A 20,655-nucleotide genomic window follows, 5' to 3' on the forward strand; every position below is an offset into this window, starting at 1 on the left:
GGCATGTTGTGGAGAACCGAGCGGCTGTGGACGACGGGCCGACGGGGGACTACCGTCTCGCCGGCCGAACGGTCGTGGTCACGGGTGCGGGGTCCGGCATCGGGCAGGCGATCGCGCGCGGGTTCATCGGCCAGGGCTGCAACGTCGTGCTCGCCGGCCGACGCGAGGACGCCTTGGCCGAGACCGCGGAGGGTGCCCCGGCCGACCACGTCATCGCGGTCCCGACCGACGTCTCCGACCGCGAGAGCGTCGCCGACCTCGTGGCGATCACCGCGGACCGGTTCGGTGGCATCGACGTCGTCGTGAGCAACGCCGCCGCGTACTCCGGAGGCGAGATCGACGCGCTCGACGACGACGACTACCGCGCCATGATCGGCACGAACATCGACGGGAGCGTGTTCCTCGTGCAGGAGGCGCTCCCGCACCTCGAGCGGTCGCAGGGGGTCGTGCTCTTCACCACGAGCGCGTCGGGCGTCCGCGGTGACTGGGGCCAGGCCGTCTACAACGCCACGAAGGGTGCGATGACGATGCTCATGCAGTCGCTCGCGCTCGACCTCGGCGCCAGGGGCATCAGGGTCAACTCCGTCGCGCCGGCGTTCACCCCGGTGGGTGCGAACATCGAGCGGTTCGCGGACCCCGCTGCGTCCGCGCCGTTCGACAACCGGACCGCTCTCGGACGGACCGGGCGGGCCGCCGACATCGCACCCGCCTTCCTGTTCCTGGCGTCGGATGACGCTCGGTACATCACCGGCGTGACGCTCCCGGTCGACGGCGGCACGACCGCGTCGACGGGCCAGGCGCACATCGGGTGAGGTCGACCGAGCATCGGCTGACGGCGACCGCACCGGTCGCGGATGACGGCTACTCCGGTTCGTCGGCGACCGTCGCGTCGATCGAGTAGTCGTCGTAGCTCTGCACGTCCGAGATCTCGACCCGGACGTCGTACCGTGTGCTGTCTCCCGGCACCGACAGCGCACAGTGCTGCACGCGGCCGTTCTCCAGCGTGACGTCGTCGTCGCCGCAGTCGATGTCGGGCGTCGTGCCGTTGTCCACCGACTTCGCGAGGGTGGTCGCGACCAGCTTCTCGAACGCGGCCTTCGAGGCCACCACGTCGTCGTTCACCCGGTGGCCGCCCGTGCCGGCGGCGACGTGGAACGAGCACGCGCTGAGCGCGAGGCAGGCAGAGGCCACGATCACGATGGTGAGCGCGCCTCGGCGCATGGTCGTCCCCCGGTTCCCTATGGGGCGAACCTAGACGTCGGGCCTCTCCCGCACAGCCGGGAGGCACGAGCCGGTCTCCACAGGTCGGCCGCCGGTCCGCGACACGGGGCGTCGGCATGAGTACCGTCTGGTGCATGGGAATCCAGACCACGCTCCTCATCCTCGGCGCAAGCGGGGACCTGTCCAAACGCCTGCTCATGCCGGGACTCGCGACCCTCCTCGACGTCAAGTCCGACTACGACGTCGAACTCATCGGTGCCGGGGTCGAGGACCTGTCCGAGGACGACTGGCGCGGGATCGTCAAGGACGCCTTCGAGTCCGCGGACTGCTCGGGCGGCCGGTTCGACGAGGTCGTCGCCAAGTCGAAGTACCGGAAGGCGGACGTCACGAGCGCCGACGACCTGAAGGCGCTGCTCGCCGAGTGCTCGTTCGACCCGGCGATCTACTTCGCGCTCCCGCCGGCGATCACCGAGAAGGCGTGCGAGCAGCTCGCCACGATGACGCTCCCCGATGGCATCCGACTCGCGCTCGAGAAGCCGTTCGGCACCGACGCCGAGAGCGCCGAGAAGCTCAACGACCTGCTGCACTCGTTCCTGACCGAGGGGCAGATACACCGCGTCGATCACTTCCTCGGTCGTTCGACGGTGCTGAACCTGCTCGGACTCCGATTCTCGAACCGGATCATCGAGCCGCTCCTGTCGTCCACCCACGTCGAGAGCGTCGACATCATCTACGACGAGACGCTCGGCCTCGAGAACCGGGCGCGGTACTACGACCACGCGGGGGCACTGACCGACATGATCCAGAGCCACCTCCTGCAGGTGCTCGCCGTCGTCGCGATGGAGGCGCCGGCGTCGCTGAGCGCGGACGACCTCCAGTCGCAGAAGGAACTCGTGTTCCGGGCGATCAAGCCGTGGGGTGGCGACGCGTCGACCGCCGGCAAGCGGGCCAGGTACACCGCGGGCACGATCGGCGACCGGAAGCTCCCGTCCTACGTGGACGAGGACGGGGTCGACCCCGACAACGAGACCGAGACGCTCGCGCAGGTCACGGTCGAGGTCGCGAACTGGCGTTGGGCAGGTGTCCCGTTCACCATGCGGTCCGGCAAGGCGCTCGGTGAGCAGCGTCGCGAGATCATCATCACCTTCAAGCCGTCGCCGCACGTGCCCGAGGGCGTCAAGGGCAACCACGAGCAGGACAAGCTCCGCATCTGGATCGCCCCGGACGAGATGAGCCTCGAGCTCAACGTGAACGGCCCCGGTGATCCGTACGAGGTCGACCGGGCCAAGCTCGAGACGAAGTTCAACCCCGGGCGCCTCAGCGCCTACGGCGAGGTCCTGGCGGGTGTGCTCGAGGGTGACGCCACCCTGTCCGTCCGCGGCGACAGTGCGGTGCAGTGCTGGAAGATCGTCCAGCCGGTCATCGACGCGTGGAAGCACGACGACTCCCCGCTCGACGAGTACGCCGCCGGGTCCTCCGGGCCCGACAGCTGGGACAACCTGCTCCGGTGATCGGCGGCGACCGGGCGCCGTGCCGATCGTCGGTCGCCGCGCGTACGGTCGGTCTCATGACCAGTGTCGACGACATCCTCCAGACCGTTCCCGAGCCCGCCGGAGCGGACATCAGCGTCGGGGCGGTGGACTACGACCAGGACGGCACGCCCCTCGAGGGCATCCTGGCGAAGGACACCGCGATCGGTGAACCGCGACCCGCCGTCCTCGTCATCCACGACTGGTTCGGTGTCAACGAGCACATGGAGGCTCGCGTCACGATGCTCGCACGGCTCGGGTACGTCGCCTTCGCCGCCGACATCTACGGCAAGGGCGTCCGCCCGGGGCCGGAGGAGGCCGGGCAGCTCGCCGGGAGCTTCTACGGCGATCTGCCGCTCATGCGTGCTCGCGCTCGTGCCGGCCTCGACCGACTGCTCGCCGACCCCGACGTCGACCCGTCCAAGGTCGCGGTGATGGGGTACTGCTTCGGGGGTTCGACGTCGCTCGAGCTCGCACGCAGCGGTGCCCCGCTCGCGGGTGCCATCTCGTTCCACGGCGGTCTCATCACCCACGAGCCGGCCGACGTGTCCGACATCGACGCGAAGCTGCTGGTGCTCACCGGTGCCGCCGACCCGATGGTCACCGACGACAAGGTGTCCGCGTGGCAGGACGAGATGCGCACCGATCCGTCGATCGACTGGGAGGTCGTGTCCTACTCCGGCGCGATGCATGCGTTCGCCGTCCCCGGGACGGACTCCCCGGAGCACGGTGCCCAGTACCAGGAGCGCGCCGACCGACGCTCGTGGCGGGCGATGGAGGACTTCTTCGCAGAGCTCTTCGACGAGGAGCCGGCCGCGTCCTGACGCTCGACGGCCCGATGTCGGTCCCGGCGCGCCGTCGATTGGCGTGCCGGGACCGGCGCTGATAGAGTCTTCCTCGGTCGCAAGGCCATGCGCTCGTAGCTCAATGGATAGAGCATCTGACTACGGATCAGAAGGTTGGGGGTTCGAGTCCCTTCGAGCGCACACTGTTTGAGACAGCAGGAGAGACGCCCTCGATCCCACCGGGATCGGGGGCGATTTCTTTGTGCGGTGCGGTGCGGTGCGGTGCGGTGCGGTACGCGGCGATCCTGCAGCGGTGTCGGCCCTCGTCGGCTCCCTCGAACTGGGTCCAGCACACTCGTCCCGCCGGGTTCGACGACGCCCTAGCGTGGACCCATGCGCGATCGGCTCCGGCGACAGGCGCCCGCCCTCGTCCTCGCCGGGGTCGCGGTCCTCGCCGTGATCGTCTGCGTGACCGCTGTCCTGCACGTCCCCGACGGGCTCCTCCTCCCCGCCATCCGGGATGACCGGGGTGTGACCATCGTCGTGACACGGGAGCAGTACCAGGAGTTCCAGCAGGCATGGGCGATCGCTCGGGTCGCCGCCCTCGTCGCGCTCACCTGCGTGGTCGCGGCCGTCGGGTTCGCCGTCAGTCGTCGCCGTCGCCCGGTCTGAGCCGCGGTCCGTCACGCCGAGCTGCGCGCTTCGCCACGCCGACCCGAGCGGTCCTCCACGCCGACCCGCGCGCTCCGCCGCGGGACCTCCACCTTGCGGGGGACGCGCGACCATCACCAGGCCCAATACCGTGGTGCGCGTGATCGAAGTCCAGAACCTCAGCAAACGCTACGGCCCGAAGCTCGCCGTCGACGACGTCTCGTTCGTCGTCCGGCCGGGCAGCGTGACGGGCTTCCTCGGGCCGAACGGCGCGGGCAAGTCGACCACCATGCGCATGATCATGGGCCTCGACCGGCCGACGAGCGGCCGGGCGACCGTCAACGGCCAGCCCTACCAGAGCTTCCGGGATCCGCTCCGACAGGTCGGTGCGCTGCTCGAGGCGAAGGCGGTGCACTCCGGTCGGAGCGCGTACAACCACCTGCTCTCCCTCGCCGCGACGCACGGCATCCCGAAGTCGCGGGTACACGAGGTGATCGACATGACGGGGCTCGACTCCGTCGCCCGGAAGCGCGTCGGCGGCTTCTCGCTCGGCATGGGCCAGCGGCTCGGCATCGCTGCGGCACTGCTCGGTGACCCGAAGACCCTGATCCTCGACGAGCCGGTGAACGGCCTCGATCCGGACGGCGTCCTGTGGGTCCGTCAGCTCGCGCGCCGGATGGCCGCCGACGGTCGAACGGTGTTCCTGTCGAGCCACCTCATGAGCGAGATGGCGCAGACTGCCGACCGGGTCGTCGTGCTCGGGCGGGGCCGTGTGCTCGCCGACGCGCCGATCGCGGAGTTCGTCGCGGGCGGCGACCCTGCCGCCGGTGCCGCCGGGGGTGGCAATCGAGTCGTGGTCAGGACCCCGTCGCCCGATCAGCTCTTCGCAGCGATCGAACACGCGGCGGCCGACGGGGCGACGTTCTCGGCGACCCCGCGCGACGACGGTTCCTTCCTCGTGGTCGGCCCCGACGCACCCACGGTCGGTGCGATCGCGGCGCACGCCGGTGTCGTGCTGCACGAACTCACCCCGACGGGCGCGAGCCTCGAGGAGGCCTACATGGCCCTCACCCGCGACGACGTCGAGTACCGATCGGAGAACGGCCGATGAGCGCCCAGACACCCACCACGACCGACCAGCACCGTCACCGTGACGCCACGACACCGAGCGGTGTCGGGCTGAGCTTCCCGCGACTCGTCCGGAGCGAGTGGATCAAGCTCCGCAGCATCCGGTCCACGGTCTGGTGCTACGCGGTGCTCGTCGTCCTCACGATCGCGATGGCGGTGCTGCTGGGATCCCTCGTGAACCAGGGCGGCCCGAGCCTGCCGGCCGATCAGGCGAACGGCACCCTCGTGAGCGTCAACACCGCGAGCGTCTCCATCACCGCGCTCGTCGTCGGGGTCCTCGGCGTGCTCATCATCACCGGCGAGTACGGCACGGGCCAGGTCCGCTCGACGTTCACGGCGGATCCTGGGCGCATCGGCGTGATCCTCGCCAAGGCGTTCGTGCTCGCACTCGCCACCTTCGTCGTGAGCGCCGTCGCCACGTGGATCGGCGTCGCGATCTCGGTCGGACTGCAGGCTGCGAACAACGTGCACGCCGACCTCGGCGACCCGGCCGTGTTCCTGCCCATCCTCGGCTCGTCCGTCTACGTGACGCTCCTGGCACTCCTGGCGTACGCCATCGGGCTGCTGGTGCGGTCGAGCGCGGGCGGCATCGCGATCACGCTCGGCATCCTCCTCGTGCTGCCGGTGATCCTCGCGCTGTTCGCGGGCCTCACGAACGCGGAGTGGATCCTCGACGTCGCGAAGTTCCTGCCGTCGGAGGCTGGAGGACAGCTCTTCGCGTACCCGAGCGGTGGAGCGGCCACTGGCCAGACGGGTGTCGTGCTGAACGGGTGGGGTGGGTTCGCGGTCCTCGCCGGCGAGGTCGTCGTCGTCGGCGCCGCCGCCACGGCGATCGCGCGTTCCCGCGACGTCTGACGCGTCGCGATCCAGCCGCGTCGCGTTCCGGGCTGCCACACCGGTTCGGGACATCGGGTACGGGAACGAACGCCGCCGCGTGTCCCGAACCGGTTGGTCGGGCAGGTACACGGAACCGTGCCGGGTCCCGTCGGTCCGGTGATGCGCACGCGACCACCGTCGGACTGGAGGCGCGGTGCGGCATGGCACCGCGCCTCCAGTCCGTCCCTCGCCCGGTCAGATCCCAGCGGTCACGGTCAGATCCCAGCGGTCACGGTCAGATCCCAGCGGTCACCACCGCGACGGCGCCGAGACCGAGGACGACCACGACGAGCGGGAAGAGCCACACGCTTCGGACGGGCCTGTGCTGATGTCTCCGTGTGTTCGTCATCCCTCGACGGTACGGAGCGTGCCCGGTCCGGCGCGTCGCCCGAAGGGACCGCCCCGTCCATTCGTTCGGATGAGTCCGCGATGGGTACCGTCCCTCCCGTCCGCGTGGGCTCGCTAGAGCGTCGCGGCCGCTCGCTAGAGCGTCGCCTCCGCCGGGTCCCAGTCCTCGGGGACCGGTTCGGGCTTCGTGACGCTCGACGCGATGTCGACCCGGGTGCCCGTGTCCGCGGCCTCGGAAATGGCGAGGAGCACGTCGAGCACGTGCGCTGCGACCGCACCGCTCGCGCGCTCGGTGCCGCCGGAACGGATGGCACGGGCGAGGTCGAGCACGCCGGAGCCCCGGCCGTACGTCGAGCCGACCGCCGGGATCGTCCGCGGTGCGTCCGCCCCGAAGGTCCAGAGCTCCGAGTCGCCGTCGAAGCCGTTCGGATCCGGGACGACGAGGGTGCCGTCGGTGCCGTTGATCTCGACGAAGCCCGCCCGGGGGAGTGCGTGCTGGAACGAGAAGGTCGACTGCGCGGACTGGCCGCCCGCGAAGCCGATGAGCGCCGCGTGGTGCGTCGGCACCTCGACCGGGAACTGCTGGCCCGCGCGGGGTCCGCTGCCGATCGTCCTGGTGGTGTGCGAGGTCGACGCGACCGCCTGCACCGTCGAGGCCGAGCCGAACGCGTGCACGAGCATCGTCGCGTAGTACGGGCCCATGTCGAACAGCGGGCCGGCACCCTTCGCGAACAGGAACTCCGGGTTCGGGTGCCAGGCGTTCGGTCCGGGGACGTGGAACATCGTGGTCGCGGAGAGCGGCGTGCCGATGTCCCCGCGGGCGATCGACCGGAGCGCCGTCTGGATGCCGGCACCGAGCACGGTGTCCGGAGCGCAGGCGACCCGGAGCCCGGCGGCGTCAGCGGCCGCGAGCAACGCGGCGCCGGACGCGTGGTCGAGAGCCAGGGGCTTCTCGCTCCACACGTGCTTGCCGGCGGCGATGATCTGTCGACCGACCTCGGCGTGCACGGCCGGGATCGTCAGGTTGACGACGATCTCGATGTCGTCGCGGGCCAGGAGTTCCTCGACGGAGCCGGATGCCGGGACGCCGAACGCCTCGGCCTGGGCGCTCGCGCGGTCGAGGGCGATGTCGGCGACGAACTCCACCGACAGGTCGGGGAACTTCGTCATGTTCTCCAGGTACTGCGTGGAGATGTTCCCGGCACCGATGATCCCGACGCCGACGGGTCCTGACCCGCTCGCGGCGGTCACTCGGTGCCCTGCGCGTCGTTCGCGTCGAGCCAGGCGAACGACTGGGCGATCCCCTCGAAGACGTCGCCCGCATACGCGTCGAACTCGACGACGCGGACGGCGTTCGGCGCGGCCGCGAGGATGGCGCCGACCCCGATGTCTCCGGACCCCGCGGGCTGCTGCAGCGAGGTGTCGTCGCTGATGGCACCGTCCTTGACGTGGATGAACCGGACGCGGTCGCCGAGGGACGCCAGGAGCGCGGGGGTGTCCGCGCCGCCGACGGTGGACCAGAACGTGTCGAGCTCGAGGACGACCTCGGGGGCCAGGTGGTCGACGAAGACCTCGAGGGCGTGCCGTCCGTCGATCCGGGTGCTGAGCTCCCAGTTGTGGTTGTGGTACCCGAACTCGAGACCGTACGTGGCGGCCTGCTCACGGAGGGTGTTCACCCGGTCGGCGAGTGCCTCGACGTCGTCCGCGGTCTGCCAGCGCTCCGCGGGGATGAACGGGTCGATGACGGTCTGGATGCCGAGGGTCCGGGCGGCCTGGAAGATCTGCTCGGGCGAGTCCGAGTCGATCACGGCGGCGTGCCCGGAGGGTGCGGTCACGCCCGTCGCTGCGAAGGCACGGGCGTAGTCCTCCGTGCGTTCGTGGAACCCGTAGGGCTCGACGGCGCTGAAGCCGATCGCGGCGAGGCGTGCGACGGCGGCGTCGAGGTCCTCCGCAACCGCGTCTCGCACCGAGTAGAGCTGCACTGATCTGGCGGCCAAGGGGACTCCTTCGTAATGGCGGGTGGGGCTTTTGCTGATGATGACGCAAAAGATGTTCCAAGCCTAACGAAACCGGCTTCCGGGTGCGAGGGATGCGCAGGGTGCGCAGGGTGCGCAGGGTGCGCACGGTGTCGCAGGTCCGAGCAGCGCGAGACCGCGACCGTGCCCGCGCGCCGCATCCCGCGCCCTGCTAGAAGTAGCTGATGCCGTGCGGGGCCCGTTCCGGGGCGAGCATCGCGCGGAGCAACCGCACCGCCGCGGGGTCCCCGTGCACGAGCCCCGCGGCGACGAGTGACACCGGGTCGACGGCGCCGAGCAGGACCGCGCCGAGATCGGCCACGTCCAGCGACAGATCGGCCACGTCCAGCGACAGATCGGCCACGTCCAGCGACGGGCCGGCCACGTCCGGCGACAGGTCGCCGTCCACACCGGCACCAGCCCCGCCGTCCACCGGACCGGCACCGACCCGCTCGACGCGGCCCCGACCCTCCAGGACGGTGAGCCGGTACGTGCCGGACGCGAACCCGAGCGCATCCGCGACGGTGAACGTCAGTGCGCCGTCGGCGGCGAACGGCCGCGACTCGAGCACCCGGACCGGGTCGAGGACGCGCAGCCAGACGTGGTCCTCCTCGTGCCGGATCTCCACCTTCCGGTTCTCGGGCACGGCGAGCACGATCGGGTCGTCGATGCGAGCGCGGTTGTACCGGACGCTCCGGTTGAGGTCGACCGAGAGCAGGTACTCCCAGAGCGACAGGTACGCCTCGTCGGTCGCGTACACGAGGTCGATGACGTCGAGGCGGGCCGAGTTCGTCTCGCCGTCGACGATCCGGTAGGTGACGTACCCGTCGACCGGTCCGCCGTCGGCCGGGTGGTGCACGGCGGCACGGACCGCGCGGTCGGGCTCGTCCTCGTCCGTACGCCCGAGGAGCGACGTCCACGCCCCGACGTTCCGCGTCATGGAGCCCGGTGTCCTGGCGTGGAAGCGGGCGTAGACGTCCTTCGCGAGACCCTCCCGCAGCGTCTCCGGCTCGACCACGACGACCTCGCCGGAGGTCGGGGTGAGGAACGGCGTCGCGCCCTGCCGGGTGACCTCGATGACGCGCTCGCGGATCGCCGAGCCGAAGCCGAAGCGGCGGTAGATCGACCCCTCGCTCGCGGTGAGGGCGGCGATCGCGTACCCCTGCTCGACGGCGCGGTCGAGCGACTCGGTCATCATCCGGCGGAGGACCCCGCGCCGCCGCTCGGTCGCGCGCACCGTGACACCCGAGACCGCGAAGGTGTCGAGCTCGGTCCCGTCGCCCCAGCTGAGCGGCTTCGGGAACCAGACGAAGGTGCCGACCGGCTCGTTCTCGTCGACCGACCCCGGCTGCGGGTGCCGGCGGTACACCCCGAGGTTCTCCTCGCCCTGCTCGATCCACTCCGTCACGTGGCGGAGGAGGACCGCGGGCTTCTCGAGGGGCTCGTGGAACCCCATGGCGATGCTCGCGGTGTACCTGGTCGTCCTGGCGTCGACGTCGGTGCCGTCCTCGGTCAGGCCGGGGGTGAAGCGGCGGAGCTCGTATCGGTCGTCGAAGGCGTCGTTGTCCACGGTGTCGAGCCTAGCGACGAGGCCCCGGCCGGTGTCGCTCTCCGGGAACCGGTGTCGCTTTCCGGGAACCGGTGTCGCTCTTCGGGGACCGGTGTTGCTCTCCGGGAAGCTGCTGTCGCTCTCCGGGGAGCCGGTGTCGCTCTCCGGGGAGAACGACGAGATGGGCGGAGGATGCGAGCGATCTCGTCGCTTTCCGCGCAGAGCGACGAGCGCGGGCGCGCGAGCGCGCAGGGACACGGCCGGGAGGGACGGTGCGGCCCCGTCACGCTCCCTGCGGCGGGTGCACGAGCAGCTCCACCCGGTCCGCGAGGTAGTCCTGCAGCGGGATCGCTCCGTCGTTGCCGGCGGTCGGGCTCCAGCGGACGACCGGCACGCCGTCCCGGATGAACAGCGGGCCGTGTGTGTCGGCCGCGAGGGTCTCGTCGAGCGGGATCGGCACCGCGCCGTGGTTCACGGTCTCGCCCGAGGGGAAGTGCCCCTTGTTCGCCGCAGCCCGGTACGCCCGACGGATCTCGGCCGAGTTCGACTGCCACTGTGGTCGCCCGGGCTCCGTGACCCTGGTGATCGCCCCGGTCGCCCAGAGCCCCTCCCGACGGCCGAGCAGCAGCACCCCCAGCCGCCAGACCCGTCCGAGGTCGCGCATGGTGGCGTCCCGCCGGATGCCGAGGATCGGTTTCGGCTGGACGTACTCGCCGAGGGCCTCGTCGCGGGCGTCGGCGGACTCGAGGGTGCGTCGAGCGTCCGCGAGCAGGTCCCGGACCACCGCGAGTACCTCGCCCATATCGTCCACGTCGTCCACCACGCCACCCTAGGCTCGGAGCGCGGGCCTCGGGATGCGGGCCAGCAGCGCGGGCCTCGGAGCGCGGCTCGGAATGCTGCCGAGGTCCATGCGGTTGCATGAGACGACATCGACGGAAGGGGTGGCATGGGCATCGTGCGCTGGTTGTTCGACGCGCAGCTCGTCATCGGCGACCAGACGATCCTGTGGCGCGAGATCATCGGCAACGTCTTCGGGCTCCTCAGCGCGCTCGGGGGGATGCGCCGGAAGATCTGGGCCTGGCCCGTCGGCATCGTCGGCAACGCGCTGCTCTTCACGGTGTTCCTCGGCGCGGTGTTCGACACCCCGAACCCGGTGAACCTCCTCGGCCAGGCCGGACGCCAGGTGATGTTCATCGTCGTGTCCGTCTACGGGTGGTACCGGTGGACGCACCGTCCGACCGAGGCGACGAGCGTCGTCGACCCGAGATGGGCCTCCTGGCCGACGCGCGCGCTGCTCGTCGTCGGTCTCGTCGGCGGGACGCTCGTGCTGACGCCGGTGTTCCGGGCGCTCGGTTCCTACGAGCCGGTGTGGAGCGATGCCTGGATCTTCGTCGGGTCGCTCCTCGCGACGTACGGCATGGCGAAGGGATGGGTCGAGTTCTGGCTCATCTGGGTGGCCGTCGACTTCGTCGGTGTGCCCCTGCTGTTCTCGGCGGGGTACTACGCGTCGGGACTCATGTACGTGTTCTACGGGGTGTTCACCCTGACCGGGTTCTTCGTCTGGATGCGGCAGGGTCGCGTGACGACCCCGACCGTGGAGACCGTCGGGGCCTGAGCCCGGCGGCGCCACGGCGGCGGATCGGTTCTGTGCCAGCGGGCGTCAACTGTGCCAGGGACTCCCTCGGCCAGTTGGCGCTCCCTGGCACAGAACCGCTTCTGACAGCCCGACAGCCAGCCAGCCCCCCGCACGCAACCGCTTCCGGCAGGCCCGGCCCCGGCGTCAGCGCGGGATCGGCGCCAGGCGCTGCAGCTGCTGCACGTGCCCGGGCTCCAGCTCCTCGAGGGAGTTCACCCCGAGCAGCCGCATCGTCCGCTCGATCTGCTCCGACAGGATCTGGATCATCCGGTCGACACCGGCCTCGCCACCGGCCATCAGCCCGTACAGGTACGCCCGTCCGACCATGGTGAACCGGGCACCGAGGGCGACGGCGGCGACGATGTCGGCGCCGGACATGATGCCCGTGTCGAGGTGGACCTCGGTGTCGTTCCCGACCTCGCGGACGACCGACGGCAACAGGTGGAACGGGATCGGTGCGCGGTCGAGCTGCCGGCCGCCGTGGTTCGACAGCGTGATGCCGTCGACCCCCATCGACGCCAGGCGCTTGGCGTCGGACAGGGACTGCACGCCCTTGACGACGACCTTGCCCGGCCACTGGTCGCGGATCCACGCGAGGTCCTCGAACGTCACGGTCGGGTCGAACATCGAGTCGAGGAGCTCGCCGACCGTGCCGGACCATCGGTCGAGGGACGCGAACGCGAGCGGCTCGGTGGTCAGGAAGTCGAACCACCACCACGGCCGTGGGATCGCGTTGATGACCGTCTTCGGGGTCAGTGCTGGCGGGATGGAGAACCCGTTCCGCTTGTCCCGGAGCCGCGCGCCCGCGACCGGCACGTCGACCGTGACGAGCAGCGTGTCGAACCCGGCACGGGCGGCACGCGACACGAGCGCCATGGACTTCTCGCGGTCCTTCCACATGTAGAGCTGGAACCAGTTGCGCCCGTGGGGGTTCGCGTCGCGGACGTCCTCGATCGCGGTCGTGCCCATGGTCGACAGCGAGAACGGGATGCCCGCACGCCCGGCCGCCGACGCCCCGGCGCGCTCACCCTCGGTCTGCATCATCCGCGTGAAGCCCGTCGGAGCGATGCCGAACGGCCGTGCGACCGGAGCGCCGAGCACGTCCCAGCTCGTGGAGACCTCGGAGACGTCACGGAGGATCGACGGTGTGAACTCGATGTCCTCGAACGCCTGGCGTGCACGCGCGAGCGAGATCTCGGCCTCGGCGGCACCCTCGGTGTAGTCGAATGCCGCACGGGGGGTACGGCGCGCGGCGATGTCCCGGAGATCCCAGATCGTCAGGGCCTGGTCGAGTCGTCGCTTGCGCGCGTTGAGCTCCGGCTTCTTGAACTGCATGAGCGGTGCGAGGTCGTGCACGCTCGGCAGCTGACGTCGGACGTTCGTGCGGCGACCGCTGGCACCCGGTCCGGCGACGGGGGCGCCGGTGGCCGGGTCGATGCGCTGATCTGAGGTGGACGCGGTCATGAGGTGCTCCTCGCGGTTGCCGGGCGTGACGCCGTTCCGGGGTGGGCCGGGGTCACACGTCCGATTTCTGGATGGTAGCTGGCGGGGTCGACGGTCCGCGCGACGACGTCGCGCAGCGCTTCGAGCGACGCACCCCCGAGCCGTCCGAGTCCCGCGGCCCGTGCCTGGACGAGCACGTTGCCGAGCGCGGTCGCCTCCACGGGGCCCGCGAGGACCGGGCGCCCGGTCCGGTCGGCGGTGAGCTGGCAGAGCAGCCGGTTCTGCGAGCCGCCCCCGACGACGTGCACGACGCGGATGGCTCGTCCGGTCACGCGCTCGAGGGTCTCGACGGTCTCCGCGTAGGCGACCGCGAGTGACTCGAGGATGCTCCGGACGTACTCGGCACGGGTCGCGGGGGCAGGGACGCCGTGCTCGTCGCACCACGCGTCGATGCGTGCCGGCATGTCGCCCGGCGGCGTGAACCGGTCGTCCATCGTGTCGAACACGGGGACCCGGGTGGTGACGTCCGTGGCGGCGGCGAGGAGTGCCTCCAGATCGATGCGCGCGCCGTCGCGCTCCCAGGTCCGCACCGACTCGGACAGCAGCCACAGGCCGGACACGTTCTTCAGGAAGCGGACGCGGCCGTCGACGCCGCCCTCGTTCGTGCAGTTCGCGAGTCGCGCCGCGTCGGACAGCAGCGGGGATTCGAGCTCGACCCCGACGAGCGACCAGGTGCCGCTCGAGATGTACGCGAAGTCCGGTTCGCTCGCGGGGACGGCGACGACGGCGCTCGCCGTGTCGTGCGAGCCGACGAGTGTGACGCCGAGGGCGTCGGGAGCGCCGATGGCGCTGCGCACGGCCGGGAGGAGCGGGCCGAGTCGGTCTCCTGGGTCGCGGAGGGTGGGCAGGAGCCCGGCCGGGAGGCCCGTCATGCGTGCCAGGGACATGTCCCATCCGCGGGTGGTCGGCTGGAGCAGGCCGGTCGTCGACGCGTTCGTCCGCTCGGCGCCCTCGACCCCGGTCAGCCAGTACCCGAGGAGGTCCGGGACGAGGAGCATCCGTTCGGCCTCGGGCAGCGCGGGGTCGGCCGCCAGCTGGAAGACGGTGTTGAACGGCAGATGCTGGAGGCCGTTCCGCCGGTACAGCTCGGCCGCGTCGACCCGTGCGTGGACCGTGCGGACGCCGGCCTCGTGCCGGGCGTCACGGTAGTGCGTCGGGAGGCCGAGCAGGCGCCCGCCCCGGAGGAGTCCGTAGTCGACCGCCCAGGAGTCGACCCCGATGCTCGCGAGGTCGTCGTTGTCCTGGACTGCCCGCCGGAGTCCGTCGACCGCGGCTGCGTGAAGCCCGACGACGTCCCAGTGCAGGGTGTCCCGGCTGCCCGTGTGGTCCACGCCCTCGTGCAGGGTGACCGGGCCGTTCGGGAACCGGCTCACGTGCTCCATCCGGACGCCGTCGGTGTCGACGTGCCCGACGATCACCCGGCCGCTGGTGGCGCCGAGGTCGACCGCGGCGACGCTGCCGCTCGTGCTCATGGTGTGCCTTCCGGGTGGTGGTCGTGATCGAGTACCGCGAACCCGCACGTTCGTGGAGTGCGGACGGGGTCTGAACTCCACGAACGTGCGGGTTCGCCAGCGTGCCGTGAGAGTTCGCCGGGGTGGGGGTAGGGGCGGGGGTACGGGCGGGGTCAGCGCAGGAACGCGGCGGCGACACCCGCGTCGACCGGGATGTGCAGGCCGGTCGTGTGGCTGAAGTCGCTCGTGCAGATGGCGTAGACCGCGTTCGCGACGTTCTCCGGCACCACCTCGCGCTTGAGGATCGTGCGCTGCGCGTAGAACGCCCCGAGGTCCTGCTCGTCGACCCCGTACGTCTTCGCCCGGTTCGCACCCCATCCGGACGCGAAGATGCCGGAACCGCGGACGACACCGTCGGGGTTGATCCCGTTGACCCGGACGCCGTACTCGCCGAGCTCCGCCGCGAGCAGCCGCACCTGGTGCGCCTGGTCCGCCTTGGTCGCCGAGTACGCGATGTTGTTCGGCCCGGCGAACACCGAGTTCTTCGAGGAGATGTACACGACGTCCCCGCCGAGTCCCTGCTCGATGAGCACCGTCGCCGCGGCCTTGGACACCAGGAACGAGCCCTTCGCCATGACGTCGTGCTGCAGGTCCCAGTCGGCCTCGGTGGTCTCGAGGAGCGACTTGGACAGCGACAGACCCGCGTTGTTCACCACGAGGTCGAGGCCGCCGTACTGCAGCAGCGTGTCCCGGACCGCCCGCTGGATGTCCGCGGCACTCGTGACGTTCGCGGCGAGGCCGATCGCGGTGTCCGTCCCCCCGAGCTCGGCGGCGGCTGCCTGGGCCTTCGCGAGGTCGAGGTCCGCGATGACGACGCTGGCGCCCTCGGCGGCGAGGCGTGTGGCGATCGCCTTGCCGATGCCGGACGCTGCACCCGTGACGAGCGCGATCCGCGAGGCGAGCTTCTTCGGGGCGGGCATCCGCCGGAGCTTCGCCTCCTCGAGTGCCCAGTACTCGATCCGGAACTTCTCGGCCTCGTCGATCGGGGCGTAGGTGCTGAGCCCCTCGGCCCCGCGCATCACGTTGATCGCGTTGACGTAGAACTCGCCGGCGACGCGAGCGGTCTGGGCGTCCTTGCCGTACGAGAACATCCCGACCCCCGGCACCAGGACGATCAGCGGGTCGGCGCCCCGGATCGCGGGGGAGTCCGCCGTCGCGTGGCGGTCGTAGTACGCCTGGTAGTCGGCGCGGTACTCCTCGTGGAGCTCGCGCAGCCTGGCGATCGCCTCCTCCACGGTCGACGAGGCCGGGAGGTCGAGCACGAGCGGCTTCACCTTGGTCCGGAGGAAGTGGTCGGGGCAGCTCGTGCCGAGGGCCGCCAGCTCCGGCGCGCGCGAGGACGCGAGGAAGTCGAGCACGACGTCGCTGTCGGTGAAGTGCCCGACCAGTGGCTTGTCGTGCGACGCGATGCCGCGGATGGTCGGGGCGAGGGCTGCGGCACGTTCCCGGCGGGGCTCCTCGGGGAGCGCCTCGAACCCGGGTCGAACGGACCCGAACGGATCGGGACGCGAGTGCGCGGCGATGTACGCCTCGGCGGTGTCGATGATCCAGCGGGAGTTCGCCTCGGCCTCGTCGGACGTCGCGCCCCACGCGGTGATGCCGTGGCCGCCGAGGACGGTGCCGATCGCGTCGGGGTGGTCGCGGTGCACGGCGGCGATGTCGAGCCCGAGCTGGAACCCCGGTCGACGCCACGGCACCCACACCACGCGGTCGCCGAAGATCGTCGACGTCAGCGCCGGTCCGTCCGCGGCCGTGGCGATTGCGATGCCGGCGTCCGGGTGCAGGTGGTCGACGTGCGGGGCGTCGACGAGCCCGTGCATCGCGGTGTCGATCGACGGTGCCGCACCGCCCTTGCCGTGCAGGCAGTAGTCGAAGGCCGCGACCATCTCGTCCTCGCGGTCGAGTCCCTGGTAGACGTCCTGGAGCGCCCGGACGCGGTCGACGCGGAGGACGGCGAGGCCGCCGGGGGTGAGCGTCCCGAGGTCGCCGCCGGAACCCTTGACCCAGAGCAGCTCGACCGGTTCGCCCGTGACCGGGTCCGTCGCGGTGCCCTTGGCCGACGTGTTGCCACCCGCGTAGTTGGTGATCCGCGGGTCCGAGCCCAGGCGGTTCGACCGGGCGACGAGATCGGCCACGGGGTCGGGGACGGGACCGCCCGCCGGGCCGGACGGGCCCGCGGTGTCGCGCCGTCCCTCCAGTCCGTCCGTCCGGTCCGTGCTCGTGACGTTCGTCATGCGGTTCAGGCTCCCCATCCGGCCTGGACGCCGCCCAGGCGCTCCTCGGCGATCGTCTCCTGGTTGCCCGACGCCAGGTAGGCGGCCATCGGGTCGGCCGGCAGGCCGCGGGTCTCGCGCCATGCGGCGAGGTCGGCGCGCACGTCGGTGTAGAAGGCGTCCATCATGATCTGGTTCGCGCCGAGGACGTCGTGCGCCTCCTGCGCGGCGGTGAGCGCCACGCGATCGAGGAGCAGTGCGCGCGCCGTCATCTCCTGCACGTTGAGCACCGAGCGGATCTGGCCGGGGATCTTGTCCTCGACGTTGTGGCACTGGTCGAGCATGAACGCGACGTCGGGGTTCGCGAACCCGCCGCCGCGGAGCACCTCGACGAGGAGCCGGAACAGCTGGAACGGGTCAGCCGCGCCCACGATGAGGTCGTCGTCGGCGTAGAAGCGCGAGTTGAAGTCGAACGACCCGAGCTTGCCGAGGCGGAGCAGCTGCATGACGATGAACTCGATGTTCGTGCCGGGGGCGTGGTGGCCGGTGTCGAGGCAGACCATCGCCTTGTCGCCGAGGGCCTGTGTCTGCACGAAGCTGGTGCCCCAGTCCGGCACGTCGGTGTGGTAGAACGCCGGCTCGAAGAACTTGTACTCGAGGACCATCCGCTGGTCGTCGCCGAGCCGGTCGTAGATGGTGCTCAGCGACTCGTGCAACCGGTCCTGGCGGGAGCGCATGTCGCCCTGGCCGGGGTAGTTCGTGCCGTCCGCGAGCCAGACCTTGAGGTCGCGCGACCCGGTGGCGTCCATCACGTCGATGCACTGCAGGTGGTGGTCGATCGCCTTCTGGCGGACGGCGCTGTCGGTGTGGGTGAGCGAGCCGAACTTGTACGCGTCGTCCTGGAAGGTGTTCGAGTTGACCGTGCCGAGCTCGACCCCGTGCTCGTTCGCGTGGCGCTTGAGGTCGGTGTAGTCGTCGACGAGGTCCCACGGGATGTGCAGGGCGACGGTCGGGGCGAGCCCGGTGAACTCGTGCACCTTGGCGGCGTCGGCGATCTTCTCGTACGGGTCGCGCGGGGTCCCCGGCGTGCTGAACACCTTGAAGCGGGTGCCGGAGTTGCCGAAGGCCCAGCTCGGGAGCTCGATCGCCTGCTCGGCGAGCTCGTCGGTGATGTCGGAGAAGCGGTTGCCGGTTCCCGGTGATGGCATCGTGTCACGTCCTCGTGCTTATTGAATCGTTTCATTACGGTACCCCCGCAGCGCGGTCGGCGCAAGCGGGGTGGTGGTACGGCGGGGGCGGCCCGTCACGAGGGGTGTTCTGAACACGGCGGTCCGGGCCGAACACCCGGATGCGGGTGTTCGGCGCGGACGCGCGTGTTCAGAACAGCCGGGGGGCGGCGACGGGCGCGCGCAACTCGTGCGTGCCTCCCGTCAGGTGCTGCTCGTCGGCACCCGGCAGCCGCACGACGGCGGTGACCCCCTCGGGGACGGTCGCGTGCACCACGAGGTCGCCGTCGGCGAGGTCCCACCGCACCGCGATCCGGCCGTGCACCGACTCGAGCGAGGTCTCCGCCCACGTCAGGCCCCCACCGGGCTGCGGCGCGATCAACACCGACGAGTACCCGGGCGTCAGGGGCGCGAGGCCGCCGACGGTCCGGTGCATCCAGTCCGCCACGGCCCCGAGCGCGTAGTGGTTGAACGAGGTCATCTCGCCCGGGTTGATCGTGCCGTCCGGGAGCATCGAGTCCCAGCGTTCCCAGACCGTCGTCGCGCCCATCGTCACCGGGTAGAGCCACGACGGGCACTCGGTCTGCAGCAGCAGCGCGTACGCGTCGTCGAGGTGTCCGGTCCGCGTCAGCGCGTCGGTGATGAACGGCGTGCCGGCGAACCCGGTCGAGATCCGGTGCCCGGACGCCACGACGAGCTCGGCCAGGCGGTCGCCCGCCGCGCGCTCGTCGTCCGCCGTCAGGACGCCGAACACGATCGCGAGCGCGTAGACGGTGGTGCAGTCCGACAGGATCCGACCGTCCGTCACGTAGTGCTCCCGGAACGCGGACTGGAGGCCCGCAGCGAGTTCCCGGGCCTCGGTCGCCTCCGCCTCGTGGCCGGTGAGCGCCGCCGCCTCCGCGACGAGGGTGGCGGAGTGGAACGCGCAGACCGTCGCGACGACACCCGGGTCGGCCTTGGCCTTGGCGGCGTCCTCCGGCGGGGCGTCCGGGTCGAGCCAGTCGCCGAACTGGAACACGGTGTCCCAGAGGCCCTGCGGCGACAGGTGGTCCCGGATGCGGCGAAGATGCGCGATCATCGACGGCATCTGCTCCTCGAGGACGGCTCGGTCGCCGTACGCCTGGTACAGCGTCCACGGGACCCAGACCCCGGCGTCCGACCAGATCGCGGTCGCGTCGGGCTTGCCGAAGTCCTCGGCGGGGGAGTACTTGAGCACGTCCGGCACGACGAACGGGATGACGCCGTCGGCGTGCTGCTGCTCGAGCGACAGGTCGCGGAGCCAGTCGCCGAGGAACGCCCTGGTGTCGAACAGGTAGGACGCCGTCGGGGCGAACGCGGCGATGTCGCCGGTCCAGCCGAGTCGCTCGTCGCGCTGCGGGCAGTCCGTCGGGACGCTCAGGAAGTTGCCCTGCATGCCCCGGACGACGTTGTCGTGGAAGGTGTTCAGCAGGTCGTGGCTGCTGCGGAACGTGCCCGTGCGTGCCAGGTCCGATCCGACCTGCACGGCGGTGACGGCCGTGCGGAGCTCGTCGAGGGTGCCGGGCCAACCGTCGACCGCGGCGTACCGGAAGCCGTGGAACGTGAACCGGGGCTCGAAGACGTCGGGGCTGCCGGTACCGCCACCGCTCAGGGTGAAGTGGTCGGTGGCCTTCGCGGTCCGGAGCGGGCGGGTCCCGAGCTCGTCGTGCTCGAGCACCTCGGCGTGCGTCAGGGTCAGCACGGTGCCGGCCGGACCGGTCGCGGTGACGCGGAGCCAGCCGACGAGGTTGACCCCGAAGTCGATGATCGTCGCGCCGGCCGGGCTCCTCCAGACGTCGACCGGGGCGATCTCGGCGAGCGGACGGACCGGCGGCACGGTGTCGGCGACGAGTTCGCGCTCGCCGATGTCCACCGTGTGTACCGCGCGGCTCTCCGTCGGGGTGCCCGGCTGCGCCCAGGCCGACGTGACCAGGCGCCCGTCGATGTCCTCGCCGTCGTACAGCTGGTCGTCGGTGATCGCGCTCGACAGCGCCTGCCAGTCCGTGTCCGTCGCGACGTGCTGCGTGTGCCCGTCGGCGAACTCGATGCGGAGCTCGGCGAACCCGGCGCGCTCGTCCGTGTACCAGCCGCCGCCACCGCCCCACGCGAGTCGACCAGCGGCCCAGCCCCGGCCGATGATCAGCGCGATGACGGCTGCCTCGCCGGGGGCGGTGTCCGTCAGGTGCGCGGTCACGTCGTGCGAGGCGACGCGGATGCGCCACTCGTAGCTCGTCCAGCCCGGCTCGAGCAGGTGGTCGGAGACGCGCTCGCCGCCGAGCCACGCCTCGACGACGCCGAGGGCGCTGACGTCGAGGGTGGCCGCGGTGACGGCACCGTGGCCGTCGTCGAGGGTGAACTCGCGGCGGAGGATCGGGGCGCTGCCGAACTCGCCGTCCGAGTCGGCCGCGATGAAGGGTGCGGTCCAGGTGGAGGTCATGGTGTCCTT

The 20,655-nt window shown here is 71.1% G+C and carries 17 protein-coding genes and 1 tRNA gene; 8 read left to right on the plus strand and 10 right to left on the minus strand.

Features of this window, described 5'->3' with window-relative positions; translation table 11 throughout:
• The first annotated feature begins 26 nt into the window (after window positions 1–26).
• Window positions 27–812: an SDR family NAD(P)-dependent oxidoreductase gene (locus ASF23_RS15615; protein ID WP_055955767.1), complete on the plus strand. Its 786-nt coding sequence runs from the start codon at window positions 27–29 to the stop codon at window positions 810–812.
• A gap of 49 nt (window positions 813–861) precedes the next feature.
• On the opposite strand, the gene ASF23_RS15620 is transcribed toward ASF23_RS15615, so the two are convergent.
• A complete protein-coding gene (locus ASF23_RS15620; RefSeq protein WP_162236779.1) occupies window positions 862–1,191 on the minus strand; it encodes a DUF4333 domain-containing protein in 330 nt (109 codons plus the stop codon).
• A gap of 164 nt (window positions 1,192–1,355) precedes the next feature.
• Between ASF23_RS15620 and ASF23_RS15625 the strand changes: the two genes are divergently transcribed.
• The 6 genes from ASF23_RS15625 (at window position 1,356) to ASF23_RS15650 (ending at window position 6,169) form a co-directional block, all read left to right on the plus strand.
• Entirely contained in the window at window positions 1,356–2,732 is a 1,377-nt protein-coding gene (locus ASF23_RS15625) for a glucose-6-phosphate dehydrogenase (RefSeq protein WP_055955772.1), read from the plus strand.
• Window positions 2,733–2,788: 56 nt separating this feature from the next.
• Entirely contained in the window at window positions 2,789–3,574 is a 786-nt protein-coding gene (locus ASF23_RS15630; RefSeq protein WP_055955939.1) for a dienelactone hydrolase family protein, read from the plus strand.
• Between the two features lie 89 nt (window positions 3,575–3,663).
• Window positions 3,664–3,736, plus strand: a tRNA-Arg gene (locus tag ASF23_RS15635).
• Between the two features lie 192 nt (window positions 3,737–3,928).
• On the plus strand, window positions 3,929–4,207 hold the full coding sequence (locus tag ASF23_RS15640; RefSeq protein WP_055955775.1) for a hypothetical protein: 279 nt from the start codon (window positions 3,929–3,931) through the stop codon (window positions 4,205–4,207).
• A 139-nt stretch (window positions 4,208–4,346) separates the two neighbouring features.
• Window positions 4,347–5,297, plus strand: a complete 951-nt coding sequence (locus ASF23_RS15645) for an ABC transporter ATP-binding protein (RefSeq protein ID WP_055955778.1) — start codon at window positions 4,347–4,349, stop codon at window positions 5,295–5,297.
• Window positions 5,294–6,169, plus strand: coding sequence for an ABC transporter permease (locus ASF23_RS15650; protein ID WP_055955781.1), 876 nt, complete (start codon window positions 5,294–5,296; stop codon window positions 6,167–6,169). Before ASF23_RS15645 ends, ASF23_RS15650 begins: the two co-directional genes overlap by 4 nt.
• Window positions 6,170–6,673: 504 nt before the next feature.
• On the opposite strand, the gene ASF23_RS15655 is transcribed toward ASF23_RS15650, so the two are convergent.
• The 4 genes from ASF23_RS15655 to ASF23_RS15670 all read right to left on the minus strand — a co-directional run bounded on the left by ASF23_RS15655 (window position 6,674) and on the right by ASF23_RS15670 (window position 10,922).
• Window positions 6,674–7,789, minus strand: a complete 1,116-nt coding sequence (locus ASF23_RS15655) for a Gfo/Idh/MocA family protein (protein ID WP_055955785.1) — start codon at window positions 7,787–7,789, stop codon at window positions 6,674–6,676.
• Complete coding sequence (locus ASF23_RS15660) at window positions 7,786–8,535, minus strand: sugar phosphate isomerase/epimerase family protein (protein ID WP_200919381.1); 750 nt, start codon at window positions 8,533–8,535, stop codon at window positions 7,786–7,788. The genes ASF23_RS15655 and ASF23_RS15660 overlap by 4 nt, the downstream gene beginning before the upstream one ends.
• Before the next feature lie 190 nt (window positions 8,536–8,725).
• Entirely contained in the window at window positions 8,726–10,123 is a 1,398-nt protein-coding gene (locus tag ASF23_RS15665) for a GNAT family N-acetyltransferase (RefSeq protein ID WP_055955790.1), read from the minus strand.
• A 262-nt stretch (window positions 10,124–10,385) separates the two neighbouring features.
• Window positions 10,386–10,922 (minus strand): hypothetical protein, encoded by a 537-nt coding sequence (locus tag ASF23_RS15670; RefSeq protein ID WP_235510918.1) that lies wholly within the window; start codon window positions 10,920–10,922, stop codon window positions 10,386–10,388.
• A 126-nt stretch (window positions 10,923–11,048) separates the two neighbouring features.
• On the opposite strand from ASF23_RS15670, the gene pnuC reads away from it, so the two are divergent.
• Window positions 11,049–11,717, plus strand: coding sequence for a nicotinamide riboside transporter PnuC (gene pnuC, locus ASF23_RS15675; protein ID WP_055955796.1), 669 nt, complete (start codon window positions 11,049–11,051; stop codon window positions 11,715–11,717).
• A gap of 165 nt (window positions 11,718–11,882) precedes the next feature.
• On the opposite strand, the gene ASF23_RS15680 is transcribed toward pnuC, so the two are convergent.
• From ASF23_RS15680 to ASF23_RS15700, 5 genes are all read right to left on the minus strand, one after another.
• Complete coding sequence (locus ASF23_RS15680; RefSeq protein WP_055955942.1) at window positions 11,883–13,073, minus strand: alpha-hydroxy acid oxidase; 1,191 nt, start codon at window positions 13,071–13,073, stop codon at window positions 11,883–11,885.
• A gap of 125 nt (window positions 13,074–13,198) precedes the next feature.
• Window positions 13,199–14,713: a rhamnulokinase gene (locus ASF23_RS15685; protein WP_055955799.1), complete on the minus strand. Its 1,515-nt coding sequence runs from the start codon at window positions 14,711–14,713 to the stop codon at window positions 13,199–13,201.
• 152 nt (window positions 14,714–14,865) lie between these two features.
• Window positions 14,866–16,986 carry a bifunctional rhamnulose-1-phosphate aldolase/short-chain dehydrogenase gene (locus tag ASF23_RS15690; protein WP_082474253.1) on the minus strand — a complete coding sequence of 707 codons (2,121 nt, stop codon included), beginning with the start codon at window positions 16,984–16,986 and terminating at the stop codon, window positions 14,866–14,868.
• Between the two features lie 5 nt (window positions 16,987–16,991).
• The gene (rhaI, locus tag ASF23_RS15695) at window positions 16,992–18,173 is read right to left on the minus strand and encodes an L-rhamnose isomerase (protein WP_055955802.1); all 1,182 of its coding nucleotides are present in this window, start codon (window positions 18,171–18,173) and stop codon (window positions 16,992–16,994) included.
• Window positions 18,174–18,342: 169 nt separating this feature from the next.
• Entirely contained in the window at window positions 18,343–20,646 is a 2,304-nt protein-coding gene (locus ASF23_RS15700) for a family 78 glycoside hydrolase catalytic domain (RefSeq protein ID WP_055955805.1), read from the minus strand.
• Between the last annotated feature and the right edge of the window lie 9 nt (window positions 20,647–20,655).

Source organism: Curtobacterium sp. Leaf261 (assembly GCF_001422205.1).
Taxonomy (GTDB): Bacteria; Actinomycetota; Actinomycetes; order Actinomycetales; family Microbacteriaceae; genus Curtobacterium.